22 protein-coding genes are annotated in these 21,785 nt (G+C 44.6%); 14 read left to right on the forward strand and 8 right to left on the reverse strand.

Features of this window, described 5'->3' with window-relative positions; all coding sequences use genetic code 11:
- The first annotated feature begins 132 nt into the window (after positions 1-132).
- The gene (locus BJP37_RS43710) at positions 133-267 is read left to right on the forward strand and encodes a hypothetical protein (protein ID WP_269087032.1); all 135 of its coding nucleotides are present in this window, start codon (positions 133-135) and stop codon (positions 265-267) included.
- Between the two features lie 10 nt (positions 268-277).
- Positions 278-1,342 (forward strand): CAF17-like 4Fe-4S cluster assembly/insertion protein YgfZ, encoded by a 1,065-nt coding sequence (gene ygfZ, locus BJP37_RS19855; RefSeq protein ID WP_075901344.1) that lies wholly within the window; start codon positions 278-280, stop codon positions 1,340-1,342.
- A 109-nt stretch (positions 1,343-1,451) separates the two neighbouring features.
- Here the strand turns inward: ygfZ and BJP37_RS39635 are convergent, their stop codons facing one another.
- The gene (locus tag BJP37_RS39635) at positions 1,452-1,664 is read right to left on the reverse strand and encodes a hypothetical protein (protein WP_158069681.1); all 213 of its coding nucleotides are present in this window, start codon (positions 1,662-1,664) and stop codon (positions 1,452-1,454) included.
- Between the two features lie 17 nt (positions 1,665-1,681).
- Between BJP37_RS39635 and der the strand changes: the two genes are divergently transcribed.
- The 3 genes from der to BJP37_RS19875 all read left to right on the forward strand — a co-directional run bounded on the left by der (position 1,682) and on the right by BJP37_RS19875 (position 5,328).
- The gene (gene der, locus BJP37_RS19860; protein WP_075901346.1) at positions 1,682-3,073 is read left to right on the forward strand and encodes a ribosome biogenesis GTPase Der; all 1,392 of its coding nucleotides are present in this window, start codon (positions 1,682-1,684) and stop codon (positions 3,071-3,073) included.
- 48 nt (positions 3,074-3,121) lie between these two features.
- Positions 3,122-4,021 (forward strand): energy-coupling factor transporter transmembrane component T family protein, encoded by a 900-nt coding sequence (locus tag BJP37_RS19865; RefSeq protein ID WP_075901348.1) that lies wholly within the window; start codon positions 3,122-3,124, stop codon positions 4,019-4,021.
- Positions 4,022-4,125: 104 nt separating this feature from the next.
- The gene (locus BJP37_RS19875) at positions 4,126-5,328 is read left to right on the forward strand and encodes an S-layer homology domain-containing protein (protein WP_081431262.1); all 1,203 of its coding nucleotides are present in this window, start codon (positions 4,126-4,128) and stop codon (positions 5,326-5,328) included.
- A gap of 313 nt (positions 5,329-5,641) precedes the next feature.
- On the opposite strand, the gene BJP37_RS19880 is transcribed toward BJP37_RS19875, so the two are convergent.
- Positions 5,642-6,145, reverse strand: coding sequence for a hypothetical protein (locus tag BJP37_RS19880; RefSeq protein WP_143727702.1), 504 nt, complete (start codon positions 6,143-6,145; stop codon positions 5,642-5,644).
- A gap of 225 nt (positions 6,146-6,370) precedes the next feature.
- Between BJP37_RS19880 and BJP37_RS19885 the strand changes: the two genes are divergently transcribed.
- From BJP37_RS19885 to BJP37_RS19900, 5 genes are all read left to right on the forward strand, one after another.
- On the forward strand, positions 6,371-7,000 hold the full coding sequence (locus tag BJP37_RS19885) for a L,D-transpeptidase (RefSeq protein ID WP_075901356.1): 630 nt from the start codon (positions 6,371-6,373) through the stop codon (positions 6,998-7,000).
- A 309-nt stretch (positions 7,001-7,309) separates the two neighbouring features.
- Complete coding sequence (locus BJP37_RS19890; RefSeq protein ID WP_075901358.1) at positions 7,310-8,191, forward strand: hypothetical protein; 882 nt, start codon at positions 7,310-7,312, stop codon at positions 8,189-8,191.
- 112 nt (positions 8,192-8,303) lie between these two features.
- On the forward strand, positions 8,304-9,404 hold the full coding sequence (locus tag BJP37_RS19895) for a DUF1565 domain-containing protein (protein WP_075901360.1): 1,101 nt from the start codon (positions 8,304-8,306) through the stop codon (positions 9,402-9,404).
- Between the two features lie 66 nt (positions 9,405-9,470).
- Positions 9,471-9,608 carry a hypothetical protein gene (locus BJP37_RS39640; RefSeq protein WP_158069682.1) on the forward strand — a complete coding sequence of 46 codons (138 nt, stop codon included), beginning with the start codon at positions 9,471-9,473 and terminating at the stop codon, positions 9,606-9,608.
- A 70-nt stretch (positions 9,609-9,678) separates the two neighbouring features.
- Positions 9,679-10,557 (forward strand): hypothetical protein, encoded by an 879-nt coding sequence (locus tag BJP37_RS19900; RefSeq protein ID WP_075901362.1) that lies wholly within the window; start codon positions 9,679-9,681, stop codon positions 10,555-10,557.
- A 719-nt stretch (positions 10,558-11,276) separates the two neighbouring features.
- Here the strand turns inward: BJP37_RS19900 and BJP37_RS19905 are convergent.
- The gene (locus BJP37_RS19905) at positions 11,277-11,657 is read right to left on the reverse strand and encodes a helix-turn-helix domain-containing protein (RefSeq protein WP_070393914.1); all 381 of its coding nucleotides are present in this window, start codon (positions 11,655-11,657) and stop codon (positions 11,277-11,279) included.
- A 439-nt stretch (positions 11,658-12,096) separates the two neighbouring features.
- Between BJP37_RS19905 and BJP37_RS41330 the strand changes: the two genes are divergently transcribed.
- Entirely contained in the window at positions 12,097-12,285 is a 189-nt protein-coding gene (locus BJP37_RS41330; RefSeq protein ID WP_143727703.1) for a hypothetical protein, read from the forward strand.
- A 301-nt stretch (positions 12,286-12,586) separates the two neighbouring features.
- Positions 12,587-13,768, forward strand: a complete 1,182-nt coding sequence (locus tag BJP37_RS19910) for an aldo/keto reductase (RefSeq protein ID WP_075901364.1) — start codon at positions 12,587-12,589, stop codon at positions 13,766-13,768.
- A 109-nt stretch (positions 13,769-13,877) separates the two neighbouring features.
- On the opposite strand, the gene BJP37_RS43715 is transcribed toward BJP37_RS19910, so the two are convergent.
- The gene (locus BJP37_RS43715) at positions 13,878-14,012 is read right to left on the reverse strand and encodes a hypothetical protein (protein ID WP_269087033.1); all 135 of its coding nucleotides are present in this window, start codon (positions 14,010-14,012) and stop codon (positions 13,878-13,880) included.
- 61 nt (positions 14,013-14,073) lie between these two features.
- Positions 14,074-14,622 (reverse strand): shikimate kinase, encoded by a 549-nt coding sequence (locus BJP37_RS19915; protein ID WP_075901366.1) that lies wholly within the window; start codon positions 14,620-14,622, stop codon positions 14,074-14,076.
- Between the two features lie 723 nt (positions 14,623-15,345).
- On the opposite strand from BJP37_RS19915, the gene BJP37_RS19925 reads away from it, so the two are divergent.
- Complete coding sequence (locus BJP37_RS19925) at positions 15,346-15,546, forward strand: hypothetical protein (protein ID WP_071105228.1); 201 nt, start codon at positions 15,346-15,348, stop codon at positions 15,544-15,546.
- Positions 15,547-15,656: 110 nt separating this feature from the next.
- Here BJP37_RS19925 and BJP37_RS19930 read toward each other — a convergent pair whose 3' ends face one another.
- The 3 genes from BJP37_RS19930 to BJP37_RS19940 all read right to left on the reverse strand — a co-directional run bounded on the left by BJP37_RS19930 (position 15,657) and on the right by BJP37_RS19940 (position 19,684).
- The gene (locus tag BJP37_RS19930; RefSeq protein WP_198954119.1) at positions 15,657-16,307 is read right to left on the reverse strand and encodes a hypothetical protein; all 651 of its coding nucleotides are present in this window, start codon (positions 16,305-16,307) and stop codon (positions 15,657-15,659) included.
- Positions 16,308-16,507: 200 nt separating this feature from the next.
- Complete coding sequence (locus tag BJP37_RS19935) at positions 16,508-17,152, reverse strand: flavin prenyltransferase UbiX (protein WP_070393920.1); 645 nt, start codon at positions 17,150-17,152, stop codon at positions 16,508-16,510.
- 279 nt (positions 17,153-17,431) lie between these two features.
- The gene (locus BJP37_RS19940) at positions 17,432-19,684 is read right to left on the reverse strand and encodes a ribonuclease R family protein (RefSeq protein ID WP_070393921.1); all 2,253 of its coding nucleotides are present in this window, start codon (positions 19,682-19,684) and stop codon (positions 17,432-17,434) included.
- A gap of 1,174 nt (positions 19,685-20,858) precedes the next feature.
- Between BJP37_RS19940 and BJP37_RS19945 the strand changes: the two genes are divergently transcribed.
- On the forward strand, positions 20,859-21,668 hold the full coding sequence (locus BJP37_RS19945) for a slr1353 family protein (protein ID WP_075901372.1): 810 nt from the start codon (positions 20,859-20,861) through the stop codon (positions 21,666-21,668).
- Positions 21,669-21,785 lie beyond the last annotated feature (117 nt).

Consider the following 21,785-nt stretch of genomic DNA (forward strand, 5'->3'; position numbering starts at 1 on the left):
GGGAATCGGGAATCGGGAATCGGGAATCGGGAATCGGGAATCGGGATAAATGGGGTTCATTGGATTGAAAGACTGAGCCGATGTTGAGGTAATATCCTATTAATGTAAATTTTGATAGCGGTTTTTAGCATAATGAGGTACACAGTATTTTTTCCCTGCTCCCTGCTCCCTGTTCCCTGTTCCCTATTCCCTGTTCCCTGTTCCCTGTTCCCTGCTCCCTGCTCCCTGCTCCCTAAAACCCAAATATTTGTACCTCACAAGTCGTAGAATTGCTATAATGAATGACCAATTGCTAGATGTCCAGCGCCTGGCTGGGGCAAAGTTTGAGTCGGTGGCTTCACGGATGATTCCAGTAAGCTTTGGCAATGATGCAACAGGGATTGAAGCAGCCCGTCAGGGAGTTGGGTTGGTTGATTGTTGCCATTGGGGGTTGATAAAAGTATCTGGTGATGACCGACTACGCTATCTACACAATCAAAGCACCAATGACTTCCAAACACGACAGCCAGGCCAAGGCTGTGAGACGGTTTTTGTTACATCTACAGCTCGGACTATCGACCTAGCTACTGCCTATATCTTAGCAGATGCGGTGCTATTGCTAGTTTCTCCAAATTGCCGTAAGCAGATCATGGAGTGGCTGGATCGTTATATCTTTCCCATGGATCGAGTGGAATTGCAGGATGTATCTGAGGAGAATGCTGTTTTCTCCTTGATGGGACCAGAAAGTAATGCCCTCTTAACAGGGTTGGGTGTGGAGATATCAGCAGAAGATGCTAGTCACCAGCAACTGATGCTCGGGGATAATCAAGTCCGCATCGCTGTAGGGAGTGGCTTGGCCTTGCCTGGATATACTGTAATTTGCCCTGCCGAGAATGCTGCCCAGGTTTGGCAGACCTTAACCACAGCAGGAGCAATCCCTATAGGCGATCGCGTTTGGGAACAGTTGCGTATCCAACAGGGACGCCCTGCGCCAGGTCATGAACTCACAGAAGATTACAATCCTCTCGAAGCTGGTTTGTGGCAAACCATTTCCTTTAGCAAAGGCTGTTACATTGGTCAAGAAACCATTGCGCGCTTGAATACCTACAAAGGAGTGAAGCAACGACTATGGGGTATCCGCTTAAGTGCTCCTACTGACCTAGGGAGCGTCATCACCGTAGATGGAAAAAAAGTGGGCAAGCTCACCAGTGTGACCGAAACTGACCAGGGAGTCTTTGGTTTAGCTTATATCCGCACTAAGGCTGGTGGTGTAGGGTTAAACGTTATCTTAGGGGACATCGAAGGGGAAATTTTGGCTGTACCTTGTTTGAGCCATGATTATTATGAGCCGAGTACTGAGTAAGTTATCAGCTATTAGCAATCAGCAATCAGCAATCAGCAATCAGCAATCAGTAATCAGCAATCAGTAATCAGCAATCAGCAATCAGCAATCAGCAATCAGCAATCAGCAATCAGCAATCAGCTATGAGCCATTCCCACAGCGTGCATGGCCCAAAGGCCAAGACTGAGGGCTGACCGCTGAGGGCTGTTCGCGCAGCGTGCGCGTAGCGCATATGCTTACAAGGCCAAGGCTGAGGGCTGACCGCTGAGGGCTGAGGGCTGAGGGCTGACCGCTGAATGCTTGCTGCGATAGAATGGAACACTAGAGCATTCACACTCCTCATTTGAGGAGATCCATATTATGGCCCTGCCAATTGTTGCAGTTATCGGACGCCCGAATGTGGGGAAATCAACCCTGGTCAATCGTTTGGCAGGAGTGACCGATGCTATTGTTCACAACCAACCAGGAGTAACCCGCGATCGCACTTATCGCCCTGCTTTCTGGCAAGACCGAGACTACCTGGTTGTCGATACTGGCGGATTAGTCTTTGATGATGATACCGAGTTCTTGCCCTTGATTCGAGAACAGGCAATGGCAGCTTTGGCTGAAGCGAGTGCAGCAGTATTAGTGGTGGATGGTCAAACCGGACCCACAGCTGGAGATGAAGCGATCGCGCAATGGTTACGTATACAAAATACCCCAGTTGTGCTAGCTGTCAATAAATGTGAATCGCCCCAGCAAGGAATTATTCTAGCCTCCCAGTTTTGGGAACTCAATTTAGGAGAACCCTTCCCGGTCTCAGCAATTCATGGCAATGGTACAGGAGAATTACTAGAAAAGCTGGTTACCTACCTGCCAAATGTAGACACTATCCCAGAAATCCCAGAGATTAAAGTCGCTATTGTCGGACGCCCCAATGTCGGAAAGTCGAGCTTATTGAACACCCTCACTGGGGAAAATCGCTCCATCGTTAGTCCAATTTCTGGTACCACTCGTGATGCCATTGATATGGTAGTAGAACGCTCAGCAGATCCAGAAAAGGGTACTGAAGCCCAAACCTATCGCTTGATTGACACCGCTGGCATTCGCAAAAAGAAAAACGTTACTTACGGACCCGAATTTTTTGGTATTAATCGTGCCTTCAAAGCTATTCGCCGCTCAGATGTAGTGCTACTGGTGATTGATGCTATAGATGGGGTGACAGAGCAAGACCAAAAACTGGCAGGACGTATTGCGGATGAAGGACGTGCTGCAGTAATTGTAGTCAATAAGTGGGATGCCATAGAAAAAGATTCCTACACTATCTATGACTACCAAAAACAGGTAAAAGACCGACTGAGTTTTATCGAGTGGGCTGAAATCATATTTGTTAGTGCCATGACAGGCAAGCGAGTCGAAACAATTTTAAATTTAGTTGACACCGCTGCCAATCAACATCAACGTCGTGTCTCTACTTCTGTAATTAATGAAGTATTACAAGAAGCTGTTAGCTGGTACACTCCTCCCACCAATCGCCAAGGACGTCAGGGCAAAATCTACTACGGTACCCAGGTAAAAACTAAACCCCCCACTATTGCCCTGTTTGTCAACGACCCCAAACGCTTCAAAGACAACTACCGTCGCTACATAGAGCGTCAGTTCCGCCAACAATTAGATTTCACCGGTACACCAGTAAGGTTACTGTGGCGAGGCAAAAAAGTCCGTGATGGAGAAGAAGCTCAAATCAACCTCAATCGAGCTACCCGTGTGTGATAACTAACCCCCTCGACTACTGCCCACTCAGCACTCACCACTAACATCATGGACTTATTGCGATCGCTTCCTATCGGACTATACTTGGAACAACCAGTCACCTGGATGCATCACCTCGACTCCAGGGTAAAGATGTTTTGGTTGACCAGTTTTCTGATCGCACCCCTGTTGGCAAATCCCTACTGTCGGCTCGGGCTATCCTCCTTACTGATTCTAATCACCTTATCAGCTAGGATTCCCTGGCGGGTGTGGCGTCAGCAAATGGGTTGGTTGTTGATGCTAGCATGTTTTGTCTTCCTGATCACTGCGATCGCTCCAGATGGTATGGCCATTGACCATCAAGTCAGACTACCTCCAGAACCTCAAGAGCTCACCCTACCTCAACCTAGTGACTACCGTTATGTCATCTGGAGTGGTAAAGCGTTTACTATGATTAGTCTTACTATTACTCGTCGCTCAATAGATTTAGCGGTCCGGATCAGCACAACTCTATTTACTCTAGTTTATAGTTCCAGTCTTTTCCTGCTAACCACAGCACCAGAAGAAATTACTGCAGGTTTAGAAAGCTTAATCAAACCCTTACGGCGTTTGAATGTTCCGGTTACGGAAATTCTGCTGACCTTAACCCTTTCCTTGCGCTTTATCCCCCTAGTGCTAGAAGAAGTACAGAATTTAGCTCGTTCCATACGCACTCGTGCTATCAACTGGAAAAAACTCGGTCTGAACCGAAGCCTACAAATTTGGTTAATGGTTGCGGAAAAGCTTCTGGAAAATCTGCTGTTACGGGCTGAGCAAATTGCTAGTGCCATGACTGTCAGAGGCTTTACTAGTCCCAATGAGCATAAAGTGGAGTGGCATCAACTGCGCATACGGTGGTGTGATTGGTTAGCACTGGCAAGTTTACTAGTATTTTGGGGAGTAAGATTAACCTGGGGTTGGAAAATATGAATCTTTTTTCAATAACATAGCTATGGTTTAATCTAGGTAACTTCAAGCGATCCCTAGGCTTGAAAACCAGGGAAAGCAGTCAAGATGTGTATCTCAGCCATCCTATGACAAATCAATCACCGTCCGAGCAATCACCATCCCCAACACCTCCTCAGCCAAGCCGCAAACCAATTCTAGAGCTTGATGAATTACTGGCGATTATCGTAGCCTTCGCCACTATTGGTCTAATTCTGTTTTGGGGCACAAAGGGCAACCGGGGAAAATTTAGCTTCAAATCCCTTGAGTCTCCCTTTGCATCATCTGAGTCAACAGAGTCAACGGGAGAACTATCACTATTTCCAAGTGTTAAATCAATCACGGGTGGGGATAAGTCATCATCTGCGCTCTCCTCATCCTCCAAATCAAGAACGAGTTCTTGGTTCAGGGGATATTCAGTTGATCCAGCCACGGGTTTAATGCTCGGGTCAGCTCAAGATAAATCACCAGAGGAGTCAGAAACTAATCGATTCCTGGGGCTATTCTCATCAGGGTACTCATCCACAGGATATCGCGACCGCACCATGGCCAAGGGCAAAGCCGGATCAGATGGTAATACTGACGGTAGCACAGGTCCTGACCAAGCCAGATCAGATGGTAATACTGACGGTAGCACAGGTCCTGACCAAGCCCAATCCTCATCACAAACTATCCCTATAGATGTTAGCGATTTCCGCTCCATTCAACCAGCAGAGATTCCTAAAAATCATTGGGCAAGTCCTTTCATGAGACCTCTAGCCAAGGACAAAGTATTAATTAACTTACCTGATCAGGAATTTCTACCGGACAGACAGGTAACACGGGGAGAGTTAGCTGCTCAAATTCAAAAAGCGTTTCAAGAGCAGAAGAAGCGACAACGAGTAAATTATAAGGATAAACCTACTGATCAATCAGCATCTAAAGCAATTGATGAAGCTACCGAAACCGGCTTCATGTCAGGATATCCCGGACAGGAGTTCCGTCCTGAGCAAAAAGTTCCTCGTGTACAGGTTTTAGTTAGCCTGATTAGCGGTCTTGATCTTCAACCTTCATCCAATCCAGCCGAAACGTTAAAGATTTACCGAGATCAGGATGACATTCCTGAGTGGGCGATTGAGAAAGTAGCAGCAGCAACAGAAGCGGGTATAGTTGTTAACTACAGTGAAAAAACTATGCTCAGACCAAATCAGCCTGCTACTCATGCTGAGATGGTTTCTATGCTTTATCAGGCTTTGGTCACATCAGGTAAGGCTCAAGGGGTTTCCTCTCCATATATTGTAGCTCCGAAATAGAATTATCGGATTACAGATCAGGTAATGATCAGCCCATTTTAATCGACGTTATTGATTAGCCCGGAGTTAACACTCCGGGCAATATTTTTTGTGAGAATAGAGGGAGAAGGGAGCAGGAAGCAGGGAGCAGGGAGCAGGGAAAAGAGCACTGGAAAAAAATCCTGTTTACCTCATTACTATGACAAACCCTTGTTAAGCATCAAGGCAACCGTTAACTATCAACCATTGTGTTAATGCAGTCGTTCATGGTTTGAGTTCTGTATGTGATCGCATCCAGCCCCCTGAAAATCCCCACAGGTACGCGCACCCGTCACTACCACAGTGCTCTGACAGGTATCCCAATTCGGCTTGGAGGAGGAGTAATCACTCTTGGCTGTACAGGAGTGGAAATGACAGTTCTCGGAATACGGTTCACCCGTTCGATACGCCTCTGTTGGAGAGACTCTAACACCTCGCTAACACGACTGGTAACCCTCGTAGTCTCTGAACTGGCCAAAGCACTGGAACTAACCACATTAACGATACGATTCCCAGCCATCAAGACTTGCTTACCTTCTATCAAATGCCATTGCCTGAGCTTGGAAGTGGGTAGCCAAACCGTTCTGCTGTCACCGTTGTCAAGCTTAATCTTTACTATATTGCCAACGATACTCTTGATAGTACCTTTGTCAAGCTCTTGCCCCCGATCTTGTTTCAGGATCCGGTTTTGGGCTTGTTCACCCATTGAGTTAGCCTTAGCGGGAGCCATAGTAAGGGTACACAGCAGCAATGACAAGGTAGTCCCTGTCCAGACATTAAACTTTTTAATATTCATCATTAACTTAACTTATATTTCTGTTAATCGAAGAATTTAAAATTCACTAATCTACTGTAAAATCTACGGAAATAATAGATTGTTTCCGGAATATATTATCAGTAAAATTACTAACTTTTGGTCTGCCAAAATACCTGAAGGCGTCGGTGTGAACGTTTTTGATAATGTTGCTTTTCAAGTAGATTAAAGTGATGTTATAAAGTTGTTATAAATAAAAACTAATTAGAAATGGTGAGAGATAAATTACTATCTCGGAGCTTAAGGCTACTATGCTTGAGTATAGTAATTCCAATACTTTATGGGCAACAGCAGGTAGCTGCCTCTGAAAAAATAAGTAGTCCTGTTCCTACTCCCAAAGAGGTTTTACCTCATTTTCAATTGCCTGGAATTCAAGCCCCAAAATTGCCACGCCTTGGAGACCCGGATCTATATCTTCCTCTAGAAGAAGACTTGCCAGCAGAGGGTACTGAAATTACTCGTTTAGTAATTAAATTGAGTGAACGTCGTGTTTATGTCTATCAAGCGGCTCAAGTCCTAAACAGTTACCCAATTGCCATCGGTAAAGCGGGTTGGGAAACACCAACAGGCAATTTTGAAGTGCTCCAAAAGCTTCTGGAGCCAGCTTGGGAGCATCCTTGGACAGGTGAAGTAATTCCTCCAGGGCCGAATAATCCCCTTGGCGATCGCTGGATTGGTTTTTGGACTAATGGGAAGAATTATATTGGATTTCATGGAACAACTGCTGAGGAACTCGTCGGACAAGCTGTTTCTCACGGTTGCATCCGAATGCTCAATAAAGATGTCCGGGATTTATTTGAAAAGGTTGCTATAGGAACACCGGTAATCGTACAGCCTTGACATCCTCTACCGGAATAGGTTAATCCCCAGAAGTAGAGAGTCCAGCCCTTAGCTCTTCATAATTATTAATTTTTTGATAACGATGAGTTAAATAGACCCCACCCTTAGCGCACTACCAATTGATTTGCCCTCAACTAACCAAAGCGTGAAAGATTGCCCCGATAGCTCGAATTGTGGTCTGTTGCTTCACTTCCGGTCTTGGAGAGTTTCACAACTTAAATCCGATTGTTATAGTGATTAGGGTATAGGTTCAACTTTCTGACCCGGTCTACTATAAACGGGATTTCCAAACATTAAACGTATTTTTTTATGAGTAAATCAATAATTGAGTTAGTTGATGAACTGTCAACAGATAGCCTAACTGTAAAAATCCTGAACGCACTGGATTTTGTGATCCCAGGGGAGTGGGAAAACCTAGTGGGGTTTAACCACACCATTCGCAAGCTAACTGGGGAAGAGGATTACGACGTGATTACGAAAATTCGCGATCGCGCCCTCGCCATCTACGAAGACCCGAATGAGGGATACCAAAAAGCCGTTGGGATTTATCAAAAGTTTGACAGAACTGACAAAGCGATCGCAGCAGCCGCTTTAGCTGACAAAGTCGGGGATACCTTTAGGTGGATCCCGTTTTTAGAGAAACTGACTCCTAAAGCGGACAAGCTTCAAGGGCTTGACTTGGGTCTGAAATTAGTGGGGGAACTACTAGCCCATAGCAAAATTCACAAGGTGGGCTTGAATCCCTTCGAGTTTGCCACTTCTATCCAGGAAAACTATGATAAAGCTGCTCTGATGCGGATGGTAGCTTTAGTGTGCATTGATGGGGTAATCCCTCTTGGTGCAGACTTCGTGTCTAAAGTACGAAATACCCTTGAAGAAGGAGATAAATCATCCTTTTCCAACAATGATGAGTTTGAAGCCATCAGGGACTCAATCCCAGATGGCGATAAACAGGGATTCATTACTCAAACCTTTGATGCAGTTGGTGGCTGGATGGATAATCTAGTATCCTCTGTTGGATTAAGCCGTGATTCACTGTCCGACAGTCTCGGGGGTTTTGTAGAAATTGCCGATGACAAGTTAGACTATGTGGCGGCATTTCTAGACGCTAGCACTAACTACTATGAGCATACTGGCATACAAACCGTTGCGCGTCATTTAATTCTTCGTGCTGCTGAAGAAATTGACTAGGCTAATTGACTAGGCTAGTAGTACACAACTATAGCGTTTTTCATAGTGATGAGAAACGCTATAATAGGCGAATAAAATTTTGCTCTCATCAAGTTAAGTACTAACCTTGACAATGCTGCAATACAAAGTTTATAACCTAACTGAATCCCCTAACTTTGTATTAGTTGCTGCTGGATTAATTATGGCTTTAGCGGTAACAGGCTGTGAGCAATGGGATTCATCTGGCAGGATAAGTAGACCAACACCAGACAATTTTCCTACTCGTAACTTACCGAGATCGAACCCTAGGCAGTCGCCACCAGCAATCAAGCAAGTTTTGTACGTGGATTCTCAACAGGGTACAGACACGGAAAATGCTGGTCTAACCACTGCTAATCCCTTCAAAACTATTACCTATGCCTTACAGCAAGCTCGTCCCTTAGCTACTATCCACCTAGCCCCAGGTCAGTACACCGTTGAACAGGGAGAAACCTTTCCCCTTAAACTCAAACCTGGCATGATTCTCCAGGGAAACAAGTCCGCTAGAGGTGAAGGAGTAGTTATAATTGGTGGGGGTCTTTACCTCAGTCGCACTTGGGCTGGTCAGAATGTAACAATATTGGCAGCTCAAGATGCTCAGATTCTGGGAGTAACTATTACTAATCCTAATACCAGAGGGAGTGGTGTGTGGGTAGAATCCACCAATCCCATCATTCGTAACAATACCTTTATCAATAGCGATCGCGAAGGAGTGTTTGTTAGTGGTAAAGGAAACCCTCTGATTGAAAATAATCGTTTTGCCAATAACCAAGGAAACGGTATCTCTGTAACTCGGGAAGCAACAGGAGAAATCCGGGGTAATATTATTGAGCAAACCGGTCATGGTTTGGCGATAGGGGGCAACAGTTCACCCTTGATAGTAAATAATCAGATTCGTGACAACATTGACGGGGTAGTGATTGAAGGGTCTGCACGTCCTGTGCTGCGCGAAAACCAAATTATCAATAATAGTCGGGATGGCTTGGTAGCGATTAGCCAATCTCAGCCAGATTTAGGCACTGCTAGTACTCCTGGTAACAACCTTTTTGAAGGTAATGAACGTTATGACATTTATAATGTTACTGGCAAAAAGCTATTAGTAATTGGTAATCAGCTCAAGGGGGATGGGGTTGCTGCGCTCCTAGAAGCTCAACCAAGTTCTCCTGAATTTCCTGTAGACTTTGACCTTAATTAGTCTGTGTCAGTATGCTACCTAAGCAAAGCTGATAAGTACCTGGACAAAAATAAACCTCACTTCTTGATGCAGCGCGGTATTAACTTGTGTAAAGTTACCAAAATCCCCTCTGCTCCCTGCTCCCTGCTCCCTGCTCCCTGCTCCCTATTTCAACAGTTAATTTTACTTTTGTCCGACTACTTAGCTTACAAATTTTTTTCATGATTACTTCACAATTGACATTTAGAATTGTGTATGTTTTCGTGAGAGAAGTTTATAGTTAAAAAAACTGAAAATGGGTCAATCAATTATTGAATTAGTTGATCAGCTTCCAGAGGATAATATAACCGTAACAGTACTGAATGTCCTGGATTTTATTGTTCCGGGGGAATGGGAAAATCTCGTCGGTTTTGACAATACAATTAGCGCAGTTACAGGGGAAACAGATCCAGATGTGATTGAGTCAATTCGCGCCCGCGCCCTTGAGCTATACGAAGACCCTGATCAGGGATACCAAACAGCTATCTGGATTTACCAAACTCTTGACAATACTGACACAGCGATCGCAGCAGCCGCTTTAGCTGACAAAGTCGGGGATACCTTGAGTTGGATCCCATTCTTAGACAAACTGACTCCCAAAGCTGACACCGTTCAATCTATTGACTTGAGTATAAAACTGGTCGGAGAACTGATCGCTCATAGCAAGATTCACGGCCTTGGCTTTAATCCGGTAGATTTTGCTGCTTCTGTGACAGAAAACTATCATAACGAAGCTCTGATGCGGATGGTAGCCTTAGTTTGCATCGATGGTCTAATTCCTCTCGGTGCTGACTTCATCTCTAAAGTCCGAAATAGCTTGGAAGAAGGAGGGGAGTCCGCTCTAGAAGATAATCCTGCCTTTGCAGCTCTGAGTGACTCAATTCCTGAATCCGATAAACAGGGATTTATCACTAACACCTTTGATGCAGTTGGTGACTGGATGCATGATTTAATTTCCTCGACTGGGTTAAGCCCTGAGTCACTGTTTGAGCGTCTGGGTGGCTTCATAGAACTTGCTGATGACAAGTTAGACTATGTAGCGGCATTTCTAGACGCTAGTACCAATTGTTATGAGCATACTGGGATTCAAACTGTTGCTCGTCATCTGATTGAGCGGGCAGCTAAAGAGATTTGAGGTAAGCTATCAGCTATCAGCTCTCAGCTCTCAGCTCTCAGCTCTCAGCTATCAGCTCTCAGCTCTCAGCTTTTGAATAAGCTATGCAGCAAGGGAACAGGGGAGGCAGCGCGCTCTTGGGAAGGCAGCGCCGACCTGTGGGGGTTCCCCCCATGAGCGACTGCCGTGGTTTCCCCCGGAGACCAAACCTTAGACAGTTGAGCCTTTATGGTTGGTAGGCTATGCAGAAAAGGGGTAAAACTTATTGATTAAGGCTCAACTGTCTTACGGTAAATTCAAACCACTCGCTATTGCATCAAGACAACAAGTAAGCATTGGAATAATCAAGACATAAGTCCCAGCGTCGTTCGCACAGCGTGGCCAAACGCGCCCCGCGTGGCCTTTTGGCCAAGGCCAAAGCCTGTGCCAAAAAGCTGTTCGCGCAGCGTGAGCCTTTAGCTCACGGCTGATAGCTGACGGCACCTCAAGCAGCGTGCGCGTAGCGCATATGCTTACATTTAGGGCACCTTTAAATTATCCCAAATTAGGTTTTTTTTAAGCTGACTGCTGACTGCTGACCGGTTACAATTTTGGTAATTGGGATCAGTAATGGGGAATCATTAATATGACCACGATTCCCCATTGACCGAGGAGCCATTATCGATTAAATATAAAGATTATTTTTTAGGTGCGCCCTTACTTGGCGAATTTAATTCTTAATGGTAAGAGCGCACCTGAATTTATTTTTTCCTCTTTTTGTGGTGTCTAAAGTTTTTTTTACGGGTTAAATTCAAACGTTTAATCATCCTATCGACTGTGGAATGACCAATTAAAACACCCGTTTCTTCGGCTAACCAAATCCGGAGTTCATCTAAGGTAGCATCATTGTTTTTGATGACCAGATCTCGGAGAATATTTAATTGCTCTGGGGTAAGTTTTATCGGAGTTTGTTTAGTGCGAACTTTGGGAGCAATATTTCCGGTTTCTCGATACTGTTTGAGTAATTTTTGAACAAAGCTTAAGGCAACATTAAACTGTTTAGCCAGCTTACGTTGAGAGATATTGCCTTGATTATAAGCATCAATAATTTTTTGTCTAAGATCAACAGAGTAGGCTTTCATGGTTCTTGAGGAGAATTATCTGAGCTATCCTCATTGTACCTGACTAGCGTGGGTATTAGCTAGAGCCTATGGAAAAACCTTGGAACCTGGAAAGCTGACAGCCGTCAGCTGTAGCTTATTTTATTCAAAAGCTGTTCTGTGTAGCAAGCACAATGGAGATAAACTATTCCCATAGCGTTGTCACAGCCTTTGGCTGATACCTGATAGCAGATCAAGAAGCGTGGGCGTAGCGCACACTTCTTGTTCGGCTTAGTGGCTATGGGTAAGCTACACTGAACAGCTTTTTAATAAGCGATGCAGCAAGGGAACAGGGGAGGCAGTGCCGACCTGTGGGGGGAACTCCCACTCGCGCTTGGGATCAAGACAACAGGTAAGCATCCGAATAATGCTGAGTTACGGACAGCTAAAGGATGAATGCTGACGGCTGAATGCTGAGGTTTTGACACTCCCCGCCCTGGAAGGACGGGGATTCTTGCTTGGCCTTTGGCCACGCTACGCGAACAACGGGGTGACTTGTTATCCCTTGCCGGAGCCAGGAAAAATAGAGGTCTCCTCTCCACAAGCGTGTTTAGTCTTCGACCTAGGTTTCGGTGTGCCCCACCGTACCTTACCTTTTTTTTACATATAGATAGATACTTTTTTTATCTAATTTTTTTTCATAGACTTTTAAGTCGTTAGACCAAATTACGCAATATGTATCTCTTACATATTTTTTACGTTGTCTACTTATGATTAGATAGTATTTATCTAGTGTTTAGTTTTTTGTTTATAATTTTATCATAACACGCAGTGCGAAAACTGTCAAGTTTTAACTTAATAAAGAAAGCCGTCCTATAAGGACGGGGCTTTAAACCCAAAATTTTTGGTAAAAATAGTTAGATAATCAAAGAGCAGACACTAGCAGCTGGGTGATTCAAAGCACGTTTATGATGCAATATCGAAGATTTGGGCGTACAGAATTACAGATGCCAGTCTTTTCCTGTGGTGGTATGCGATACCAGTTCAAGTGGCAGGATGTTCCCAAGGAGCAAATTCCCCAAGATCATCAACAGAATCTCGAAACAACAATCCGCCGTTCTCTAGAGCTTGGCATTCATCACATAGAAACTGCTCGTGGCTACGGTACTTCTGAGATGCAATTAGGAGAGATTTTGCCAAAATTTCCCCGAGAACAACTGATTGTTCAGACTAAAGTTACTCCTAAGCCTGACCCCAAAGAGTTTCGTCGTAAGTTTAATCAATCCCTCGCTTTCCTAAAACTTGACTATGTTGACCTACTGGGAATCCATGGGATTAATACCCCTGAGTTGCTAGATCAGACTATCCGTCCTGGTGGTTATTTAGATGTAGCGCGACAGCTTAAAGCAGAGGGTAAGGTACGGTTTATTGGATTCTCGACTCATGGTCCTACAGATGTGATTGTTAAAACCATTGAAACGGACCAGTTTGACTACGTTAACTTGCACTGGTATTACATTAATCAGTTAAATTGGCCTGCCATTGAAGCCGCTACTCGTCACGATATGGGGGTGTTCATCATTAGCACTTCCGATAAAGGGGGTATGCTCTATAAACCACCACAACGGTTAGTGGAACTTTGTGCTCCCCTTAGCCCAATGGTATTTAATGATTTGTTTTGTTTGAGCCATCCCGAGGTCCATACCTTGAGTCTAGGGGCATCTCGACCTTCAGATTTTGATGAACACCTCAAAACTGTAAAACTTCTGGAGCGCTCAGAAGAAGTATTACCGCCGATTTTAGAGCGTTTGGAATCAGAAGCGATCGCAAAATTGGGAGAAGACTGGTTCCGAAGTTGGGACATTGGCTTACCCACCCATTCAGAAACCCCAGGCGGTATCAATATTCCAGTGATTTTGTGGTTGAGGAATTTAGCGATCGCGTACGATCTGCTAGAGTATGCGAAAATGCGCTACAACCTCTTAACTAATGCGGGTCACTGGTTTCCTGGTGCCCAAGCCAATCGGGTCAGAGAATTAGACCTGAGGCAGTGTTTGCGTAACAGTCCTAATGCTGATCTAATACCCGATTTTTTGGAAGATGCCCATAACTTATTAGGGGGTGAACCAGTCAAACGCCTCTCCCAACAATAATTAAACCAACCTATTAATGATTATCAATTGTTAATTGTTAATTGTTAATTTTAAATTAACTATCAACCCAGAAAGATCCAGAAAGATCAGTATTCAACCAGACACCACCTTAGGGACTTGGGTGTAAAAAAAATACCAATTCAAGTAGGGTGGGCAAAGTAATATTATCTAGAAGACTCATTTGAACCAAACTGTGTCTTGATGCAAAGCGCGAGTGGGGGAAACCCCCAAGACCGCGCTGCATCGCTTTTTGCCCACCCTACAAGCTAAAAACTGGTATTTTATTTTTTTTGCTACTCCCTTAATTAATTTTTTTGTTTAGAATTTTTAAGAACTTTCGGAATCTCTGTGATCACTCGTGAAGCAATCTGTGGTGGGGTCTCCCCATAATCTTCACAGATGTGAAGGTCAGCTAATTCATAGAGACTCCGTCTTTGGTCAAGAATTTTCTGCAATTCTAAAGCAGGATCAGGTTTCTGTAGTAAGGGGCGAGTAGTATCCTCTCGCAAGCGTTCGATTAACATTGGCACAGGGACATCTAACCAGACCACCAGACCATAATGCAGATAACTCCAATTCTGGGGGTTAAGCACAATACCGCCTCCTGTAGCAACGATCAATTGCTGATAAGCCGATAGTTCCGATAGTACCTGAGTCTCCAGCTGTCGAAAGGTTTCTTCTCCGTCCTCAGCAAATATCTCGTTAATCGTTTTACCTGCAATTTGCTCAATCAGGGCATCTGTATCACAAAAACCATAGCCTAGCTCACTAGCTAGTAAACCTCCAACAGTAGTTTTGCCAGCGCCCATCATGCCAATCAGAAAAACATTGAGGCCCTTCAACAAGTCATTCACGCATGCCCTCCCCAGTCTAATCAGTGATTACCCTTAGTTCACACTTAATCAAAGGTACCACCCTAAGACTTTCACTGCGAGACAACCTTTCACATTTATGCTATTATTCACAATAGCTTCATCTAAACTTCATCCCAACAAAAGTGATGTACCGTGCTTTTGGGTAGCCAGTGAGACCAAAGGGGGTGCCCACTGGGCTTGACTTCGGGCGACCGTAAGCCTATGCATACAGCCCCTCCCTATGAGCGACTGGCTTGGTTTTCCTGATCTGCGACTGCATCAAGAAAACGGGAGCGTGGAAACCGTCATCATTTATGTGGCTATGTGGCGGAGGAAGGGAGATTTGGCGGTTTTAAGCGCCGTCATTAGAAGCGATGCAGGGTCGTGACCGGGGTTTCCCCCACTCGCACTTTGCATGGCTGACAAAGTAGCCAGAAACTTAGGCTTAGACCTAAGCAGACTGGGTAAGCGGTGTTTGAGCACCGTAAGCCTGGTCATGCTATGGACTGAATGCAAGTCCAAGCTTGGCATCAGGGTACAACAAACCCCAATTTTGTAGACCAGGGAGACTCAAATATGTATAACACATCGGTTTTAATCCCTGGCACTCAACTACCTGATCAAGCAGCTGATTTCGGTGTCTCACAAAACTATCCACTAGTGGAACAGATCTACTGGTTTTCACTAGTGGTCACTCCATCTAAACTAGGGGTAACAAAGTAAATGTTGCTAATTCGTGACATTGTCAAACAAGCTCTCACAACCGGTTATCTTACCATAGAAGCCGAGGATAAATTACGCAGGATGCTCCATCAAAAACATAAAAAGTACGATTTGGCGGATCTCGATGCCTTTATGGCCTTACAGGAAGCCGCCATGACTGGCCGCGTGAGGCAACAATCTCGCGAACAAATGAACAATTAGCCCAATGGATAATTGATTAACTATCTAACAATAACAGCCAAGGAGTAACCTTTTACTACCTTGGCTGCTATTGTATTGCTAGTTATAATAAAATCAACCGTCAACCATGGTTATTGAAAGTCTTCATCATCCTCAAACCCCCAGTCCTCTTCATCCTCTTCAGTCTGCTTAGCTACTGTCTTGTAAGGTGGATTAATGACTCGATACTTGGCATCGTAAACTGTTTCAGATTTACCAACACCTGAATTACCAGGTTGGCGATAACTATAGGAATAAACAGAGTCACTTTGATCACTACTTTCGGGTTCTTCGCTCAGGTCATAGCTAGTGGGATCCCCTTTAGTGGTGTGTGAGGTCGAATCTTGCTTAACCCCTTGGCGACCTGATGATACTCGATCTGAATTTTGATCTTCCTCAAAGTCCCACTCTTGACTACTACTTTCTTCCCAATCCGAGCTTGTATCATCTTTTGAGGTTTGTTTCGAGGCCGGACGCTCACGAGTTTTATCCTGCCTCGTCTGGGTTTGATAACTTTCGCCACGGCTATATTCAGAAAATAATGGCTCGTCGTCCGGTGGTTCAGAATTTCGACTAGAATAACGCCAAGCCAGGTAATTGGGGAGTCGTAGGCTGATGCTGGTTAGAACTCCAGCTCCAACGGCACCAACAATCCACAAAGCTAGAGGTAGAGGTGGTGTCTTCATGCCTAGAAAGACCAAAGGTAGCACTGGCAACCAATTATCAACAACAAACAGTGCCAATCCACCTATTACCAAACATAAGAATATAATAATCCTAAACATAAACCAAGGGATTGAAGGTTATAGGTTAAAAGTTGAGGGGTGATGAAGATTTATCAGCATATGTCAGGCTCAAGGCAGAAAAGTCTGACGATTTAGCCTCCTACTACTTCCTCTTTTAAATCTGCCTATTTTCCCCATCTTTCCGATATCTTGATTTCCTACCTATCATGATAACTATGTTTAAGGGAATCATTACTTCTGCCCTGCCACCGTTTTAGGGGAATGCAGTCAATGTCTAACTGGTCTAAAGCACGAGCTACCACAAAATCCACCAAATCTTCGATGGTTTGAGGGTTATGGTACCAAGCCGGTATAGCTGGAACAATTCTAACTCCTGTTTCTGCTAACCTGGTAAGGTTACGCAGATGGATTAAGCTAAAGGGTGTTTCACGAGGTACGATTACTAGCTTACGCCCTTCTTTAATTTGAACATCTGCTGAACGCTCAAGCAGGTCAGTACTGAAGCCCGCAGCCATTTTTGCTACGGTATTCATACTACAGGGCATGATCACCATTCCTAAAGTACGGAAAGAACCACTAGCAATACTGGCTCCCACATCCCCCCACCGATGACAAATGAGTTTGCCCCCCTGATCGACTGCCGCTTGCTGACGCCAGAATTGTTCTTGTAGATCGGGTTCAAGAGGCATGCGAATATTTTGCTCTGCCTGCCAAACCATATAGGTAGATTTCGATGCCACCAGCTCAATAGCATAGTCAGCCTCTAGTAAATACTTTAAAGCCCTTACAGCATAGATTAGGCCAGATGCACCAGTGACACCAAGAATTAAAGGAGTTGTCATTAGTCAGTAGTCAAATTATGTCCGGTTTGTAAGTATTCAGCCGTCAGCTATCAGCTATCAGCTATCAGCTATCAGCTATCAGCTATCAGCTATCAGCTATCAGCTATCAGCTATCAGCTATCAGCTATCAGCTGACATTGTTAATTAACAAAAAGAAATTAACCCTATTAGAATCAAGGGTATTATAAGTTATTAACCGGACTTAATATCATTTAATTGGTAGTGAGTGGTGAGTGGTTAGTTAACCTTCTAGTAACCTACTAACCACTCACAAATAACTTACTCCTCTAAATCTTCGTTACTAGCAAAACTACCGCCACTTACGGTTACCAGGTCAATTTGTTGACGGTAATAATCCACACTCTTGACTTGGACTTCGACGCGATCGCCTAATCGATAGGCAGTGCGATTTTTGCGACCGACTAGGCAGGCGTGACGGGAGCGATACTCGTACCAGTCATCCTTGAGAGAGCTAACGTGAACTAATCCTTCTACTAACAAGTCTTCAATTTCGACAAAAAAGCCGTAGGATTGAACTCCAGTAATCAGCCCGCTGAAGATATCTCCTGTACGCTCTTTCATCTGTTCAGCTTTCTTTAAGCCCTGTAAATCCATCTCTGCATCCATGGTGATCTTTTCACGGTCATTGAGATGGGGAATTAATGTAGTTAACTGATTTTCTAACTCTTGGTGAATTTCTGGTGGTAAAACATTCCAGTTTATATTACCTTGACAGCTGCTATGATTGAGATTTACCCGGTCTTTGGAACGGGTAGAACGACGGTCTCTTCCTTTTTCAAATACCAAATGCAGTAACTGTTGTACCCATAAATCCCCATAGCGCCTCAGTGGTGATACTCCGTGAGTATAGCCAGTATCCAATGCTAGACCAAAGTGGGATCCTGGTTTTGAACTATAACCTGTTGGTTTTAAGGTTGATAACAACAAATAGATCAATACTTTAGGTGCTATGGATTTGGAAAATAGCTGGGTAAAGCCCTGATAGTCTTGAGAGGTAATGGTTTCTTCTTTCTCAAGCTGCATATCTAGCTCTAGATTCATGCCCAACCTAATCAAATCCTGAAGCCCATCCCAATCCGGTAGCCCTTGGACACAGTAAATACCTGGCAAACCTAGGGCTTGGATGTGGGTAGCTATTGCTTCATTGGCTAATATCACTAATTCCTTCAACAACGACTGCATTGGTACTGTTGAAGAAACCTCTAGAGCCCCCACTCTCCCTTCATCTTTATAGGGGTATGGAATCTGGGACAAATTTAGGTCAAAGGCACCCCGCTGCTTTCGTTGCGCCCTGACTGCTGGACTCAAGGTAAAAAACAGTTCTTTGAGTATGTCCACCACAGGTGCCAATTCTGAGTCAGCTTGCTCATGTCCCCCCAGAAGGGATTGAGCCTGCTCATAAGTGAGCTGGTAGTGTACCTGGATTATCGACGGTTTAATCTCATAGTCTACTACCTGACCAGCTTCGTCTAGAGTGAGTAGTACCGACATGGTTAAGCGGTCTTGACCTGGTACTAGGGAACAAAGCTGGGTAACGGCTTCTGGTAGTAAAGGCAATATCACATCGGACAGATAAACTGCTGTACCCCTTTTTCTGGCTTCATCAGCCAAGGCAGAGTCTGGAGGGACAAAGTAAGCCACATCAGCAATATGTATCCCCAGTTGCCACTGATTTGCTTCAGTTTTTTCTAGAGTAAAGGCGTTTTCTACAACTACCTTCTCTGAGTTAGCTAGCTTATCTTCAATGGTAATGGTCAGAACCTTTCGCAAATCTAAGCGCTGGCTATAGTCGGATTTTTTCAGCTTTTTCGGTAAGTTATCAGCGGCTAGAAGTACCCCATCAGGGAAGTTAGAGCGTAAATCGTGCTTGCAACAGACAATGTCGGTGTCAGCCGCATCTTCTGCATCACTTCCTAAAATACGGGCAACTTTTCCAAGGGGAGGGTTTTGTCCGAGGGGGTAGCGTAGGACTTCTACATGAACCAGATGCTCCACTGCTTTTTGTAAGATTTCCTCATCTGGTTCAAGGTCTAGTTCAAACAAGAGTCGGTCATCAAGGGGAAAGGCTCGGTAACCATTACCAATTTCCTTGACTCGCGCTAGCACTGAAGGATTTACCCGTTCCAGAATTAACCGCACTTCTCCTTCAGGAGACCGGCGTCGGCTACCTTCTTTGGTAACTTTGACTAGGACGCGATCGCCATTCCAGGCAGTACTGAGATTGGTTTCCCGAATGTAAATATCATCGGCTCCCTCGACTTCTTGGATGGCGAAACAAAAGCCTTTACTCGAACAGCGCAGCTTGGCTTCCACCACGTCTTCTTCATAAACACGTCGATACCTGCCGCGATCTTTAACCAGAATTCCTAATTTTTCCAGTGCATCCAGGGAAATCTGGAGTTTTTTGAGACTTTCTTTGTCTTGGCAACCAAGTTTTTTTTCTAAGACTTTGGGTGCCACTAGTTTATCATCAGTAAAATTAGAAAGTAATGTAGCGATTGAAAATTCCATCCAACAATCCTTTTCGTCTGATCGTGGTTTTTGCTTGTTGCCCTTAAGAGCATGCGATCGCGCGGGGTAGGACAGTCCCTGATGCGATCGGGTCATCGGCTGAACATTGAAAGGCAAGCCAGGTGTACACTTCCCGAGCAGCAAAGAAAACGTGCATTACTTTTCCCGGGTACCTAAACTTGTTCCACCCCTTGTGTTTCTTTCCCAGGAAAGGGTATCCACTGATGGTTTGCCTAAACTGTTTAACCAACTCTGTTGTTTTTGTTCCGAAGCAAGACTAAGGTCAGGGTAACTTTTAGGCTAATGACTCACCTAACTTTGCCTGCGGGATTTTTGAGTCAGAGGTTGGTCAATAGCCAGTGATTCAAACGCCATGGCACCTTCTTTGAGTTACGGTTTGAGGCCCCTAGGACGATTGTTTCTTTGGCGAAGTTATCATCAAACGGGTAACTTACAGGCAGTTATGTATAAGAAGCAACCGATTCAAAGAGTGAGAATCTCCAATGCCACCCAGTTTCTTTGGCGCTTAACTCTTTTGTTCAGACACTGCAATACTCGGAACCATTACGCTTCCTGGTAACTTAGTCCCCTTGCTTTGGCAATGCTGTAGCCCCTGGGGCAAAAGAGAAGCTTAGCTTAGTCTGGTCAGCCTCGGAACTTTGTCCAAATTCCCCAGTTATATCTACTACTAGTCTACCATTAGGGCAACCGATTGGTCACGCTTATGCCCTAAATCCAGATTTTCTGAATCGTCATACTGACTCGCGTAGGCTAAAAAGCAATAAATTACATCAGGATATGACAGCTCTTCTGGAAGAAGCGTAGGTGTAGGCAACGAGGGTAACTTGGAGGTACCCGCCCTCTGTTTTCTTGTTCCTAGAGCGCCTGGGAAAAAGAAACTTTGGTTTTGCGTAGGCTGTGCTGCTCAACTGGATCAGGAACCGCAACTGAAATTCCTTTCTCCTAAGTCTGTTGCAGATTGTAACTACAGAATGATTTAGCGCCAGCTTACCAAAGATAGTTCTATTATATTATGTTTTATTGTACATCAACGAGAGTACGGAATCGGGAAGAAATGTTCCGGTGTTCCGCAGATCAGCTGTTCCGTTTGCTACAGTTTTCGGGTAAAGCTATGCTATGATATAATGCTTAGATTTGGGCAGGAAATGGTTTTATGTTTACTCAGTTCCGAGATCGTTATCCTCAAGGCAGCTTGATCAGCGATCTTTTAGCGATTGACCATGGTCAGTACATAGTACGTTGCTCAGTTAAAGTTGAGGGTACCATCTTGGTCACCGGTCTAGCTGCTGCCCAAACTGTTGAATTAGCAGAAGATCAAGCCAGACTTAGAGCCTTAGCTGCTTTAGGCATGGATAGCACCAAAGGGATTGATCAAAACAAGGATAATCCCAGAGCAAAGCGTGAGGTAAATCTGCCGCTGCAACCATTGCCTCGCTATGATGTTGGCTCGACCTCAGCAAATCAGGAACAGACTCAACCCAATCATCATTTTACTCAAGCTACTCGAACCAGTGACACCAGTAGTTACTCTTTCTCAGAGTCAAGAGCTAGAGAGGTTAGAGAAACTGCTGCCAATATCCCATCAGTAGAACCAGCAAGGAAATTTAGCAATGACTCCCTTTCACCGGACCTAGAAACCTCTTTGCCAGTTGATATCCCTATAAAGAGGGAGCCAATTAGCTACCAGACCCCACAACCTGATCCTCCAGTCCAGTCATATTCTCAAAATACCATGGAGACTAACAGCAGTGACATGGGATCATTGAGTTCTGGGATTGTTGACCATTCTGACATCATTACTAAAACCAATGTAGAAATGAAGCGTCTGGGTTGGACAACTCAACAGGGGAAAGACTATCTTCTACAAACTTACGGTAAGCGATCGCGTCAGCTGCTTAGTGACCAAGAGTTAATGTCTTTTCTGAAATATCTAGAATCTCAGCCAATACCTTCAGATTCTTAAGCTATTAGCTATAGAAAGGGAACAGGGAACAGGGAACAGGGAATAGGAAATCGGGAATCGGGAATCGGGAATCGGGAATCGGGAATCGGGAATCGGGAAAAAATCCTGTGTACCTCA

The organism is Moorena bouillonii PNG (assembly GCF_001942495.1).
In the GTDB taxonomy this organism is placed as follows: domain Bacteria; phylum Cyanobacteriota; class Cyanobacteriia; order Cyanobacteriales; family Coleofasciculaceae; genus Moorena; species Moorena bouillonii.

Excerpts from the sequence above, each read along its gene's own strand:
- BJP37_RS19905 (WP_070393914.1), bottom strand. The coding sequence starts at position 11,657 with ATGAAAGCCTACTCTGTTGATCTTAGACAAAAAATTATTGATGCTTAT.
- BJP37_RS19885 (WP_075901356.1), top strand. The coding sequence starts at position 6,371 with ATGGTGAGAGATAAATTACTATCTCGGAGCTTAAGGCTACTATGCTTG.
- BJP37_RS19925 (WP_071105228.1), top strand. The coding sequence starts at position 15,346 with ATGTTGCTAATTCGTGACATTGTCAAACAAGCTCTCACAACCGGTTAT.
- BJP37_RS19865 (WP_075901348.1), top strand. The coding sequence starts at position 3,122 with ATGGACTTATTGCGATCGCTTCCTATCGGACTATACTTGGAACAACCA.
- BJP37_RS39640 (WP_158069682.1), top strand. The coding sequence starts at position 9,471 with ATGCAGCGCGGTATTAACTTGTGTAAAGTTACCAAAATCCCCTCTGCT.
- BJP37_RS19940 (WP_070393921.1), bottom strand. The coding sequence starts at position 19,684 with ATGGAATTTTCAATCGCTACATTACTTTCTAATTTTACTGATGATAAA.
- BJP37_RS19900 (WP_075901362.1), top strand. The coding sequence starts at position 9,679 with ATGGGTCAATCAATTATTGAATTAGTTGATCAGCTTCCAGAGGATAAT.
- BJP37_RS19945 (WP_075901372.1), top strand. The coding sequence starts at position 20,859 with ATGTTTACTCAGTTCCGAGATCGTTATCCTCAAGGCAGCTTGATCAGC.
- BJP37_RS43715 (WP_269087033.1), bottom strand. The coding sequence starts at position 14,012 with ATGCAGCGCGGTCTTGGGGGTTTCCCCCACTCGCGCTTTGCATCAAGA.
- BJP37_RS19910 (WP_075901364.1), top strand. The coding sequence starts at position 12,587 with ATGCAATATCGAAGATTTGGGCGTACAGAATTACAGATGCCAGTCTTT.
- BJP37_RS39635 (WP_158069681.1), bottom strand. The coding sequence starts at position 1,664 with ATGAGGAGTGTGAATGCTCTAGTGTTCCATTCTATCGCAGCAAGCATT.
- BJP37_RS19875 (WP_081431262.1), top strand. The coding sequence starts at position 4,126 with ATGACAAATCAATCACCGTCCGAGCAATCACCATCCCCAACACCTCCT.
- BJP37_RS19935 (WP_070393920.1), bottom strand. The coding sequence starts at position 17,152 with ATGACAACTCCTTTAATTCTTGGTGTCACTGGTGCATCTGGCCTAATC.
- BJP37_RS43710 (WP_269087032.1), top strand. The coding sequence starts at position 133 with ATGAGGTACACAGTATTTTTTCCCTGCTCCCTGCTCCCTGTTCCCTGT.
- BJP37_RS19880 (WP_143727702.1), bottom strand. The coding sequence starts at position 6,145 with ATGATGAATATTAAAAAGTTTAATGTCTGGACAGGGACTACCTTGTCA.
- ygfZ (WP_075901344.1), top strand. The coding sequence starts at position 278 with ATGAATGACCAATTGCTAGATGTCCAGCGCCTGGCTGGGGCAAAGTTT.
- der (WP_075901346.1), top strand. The coding sequence starts at position 1,682 with ATGGCCCTGCCAATTGTTGCAGTTATCGGACGCCCGAATGTGGGGAAA.
- BJP37_RS19895 (WP_075901360.1), top strand. The coding sequence starts at position 8,304 with ATGCTGCAATACAAAGTTTATAACCTAACTGAATCCCCTAACTTTGTA.
- BJP37_RS19890 (WP_075901358.1), top strand. The coding sequence starts at position 7,310 with ATGAGTAAATCAATAATTGAGTTAGTTGATGAACTGTCAACAGATAGC.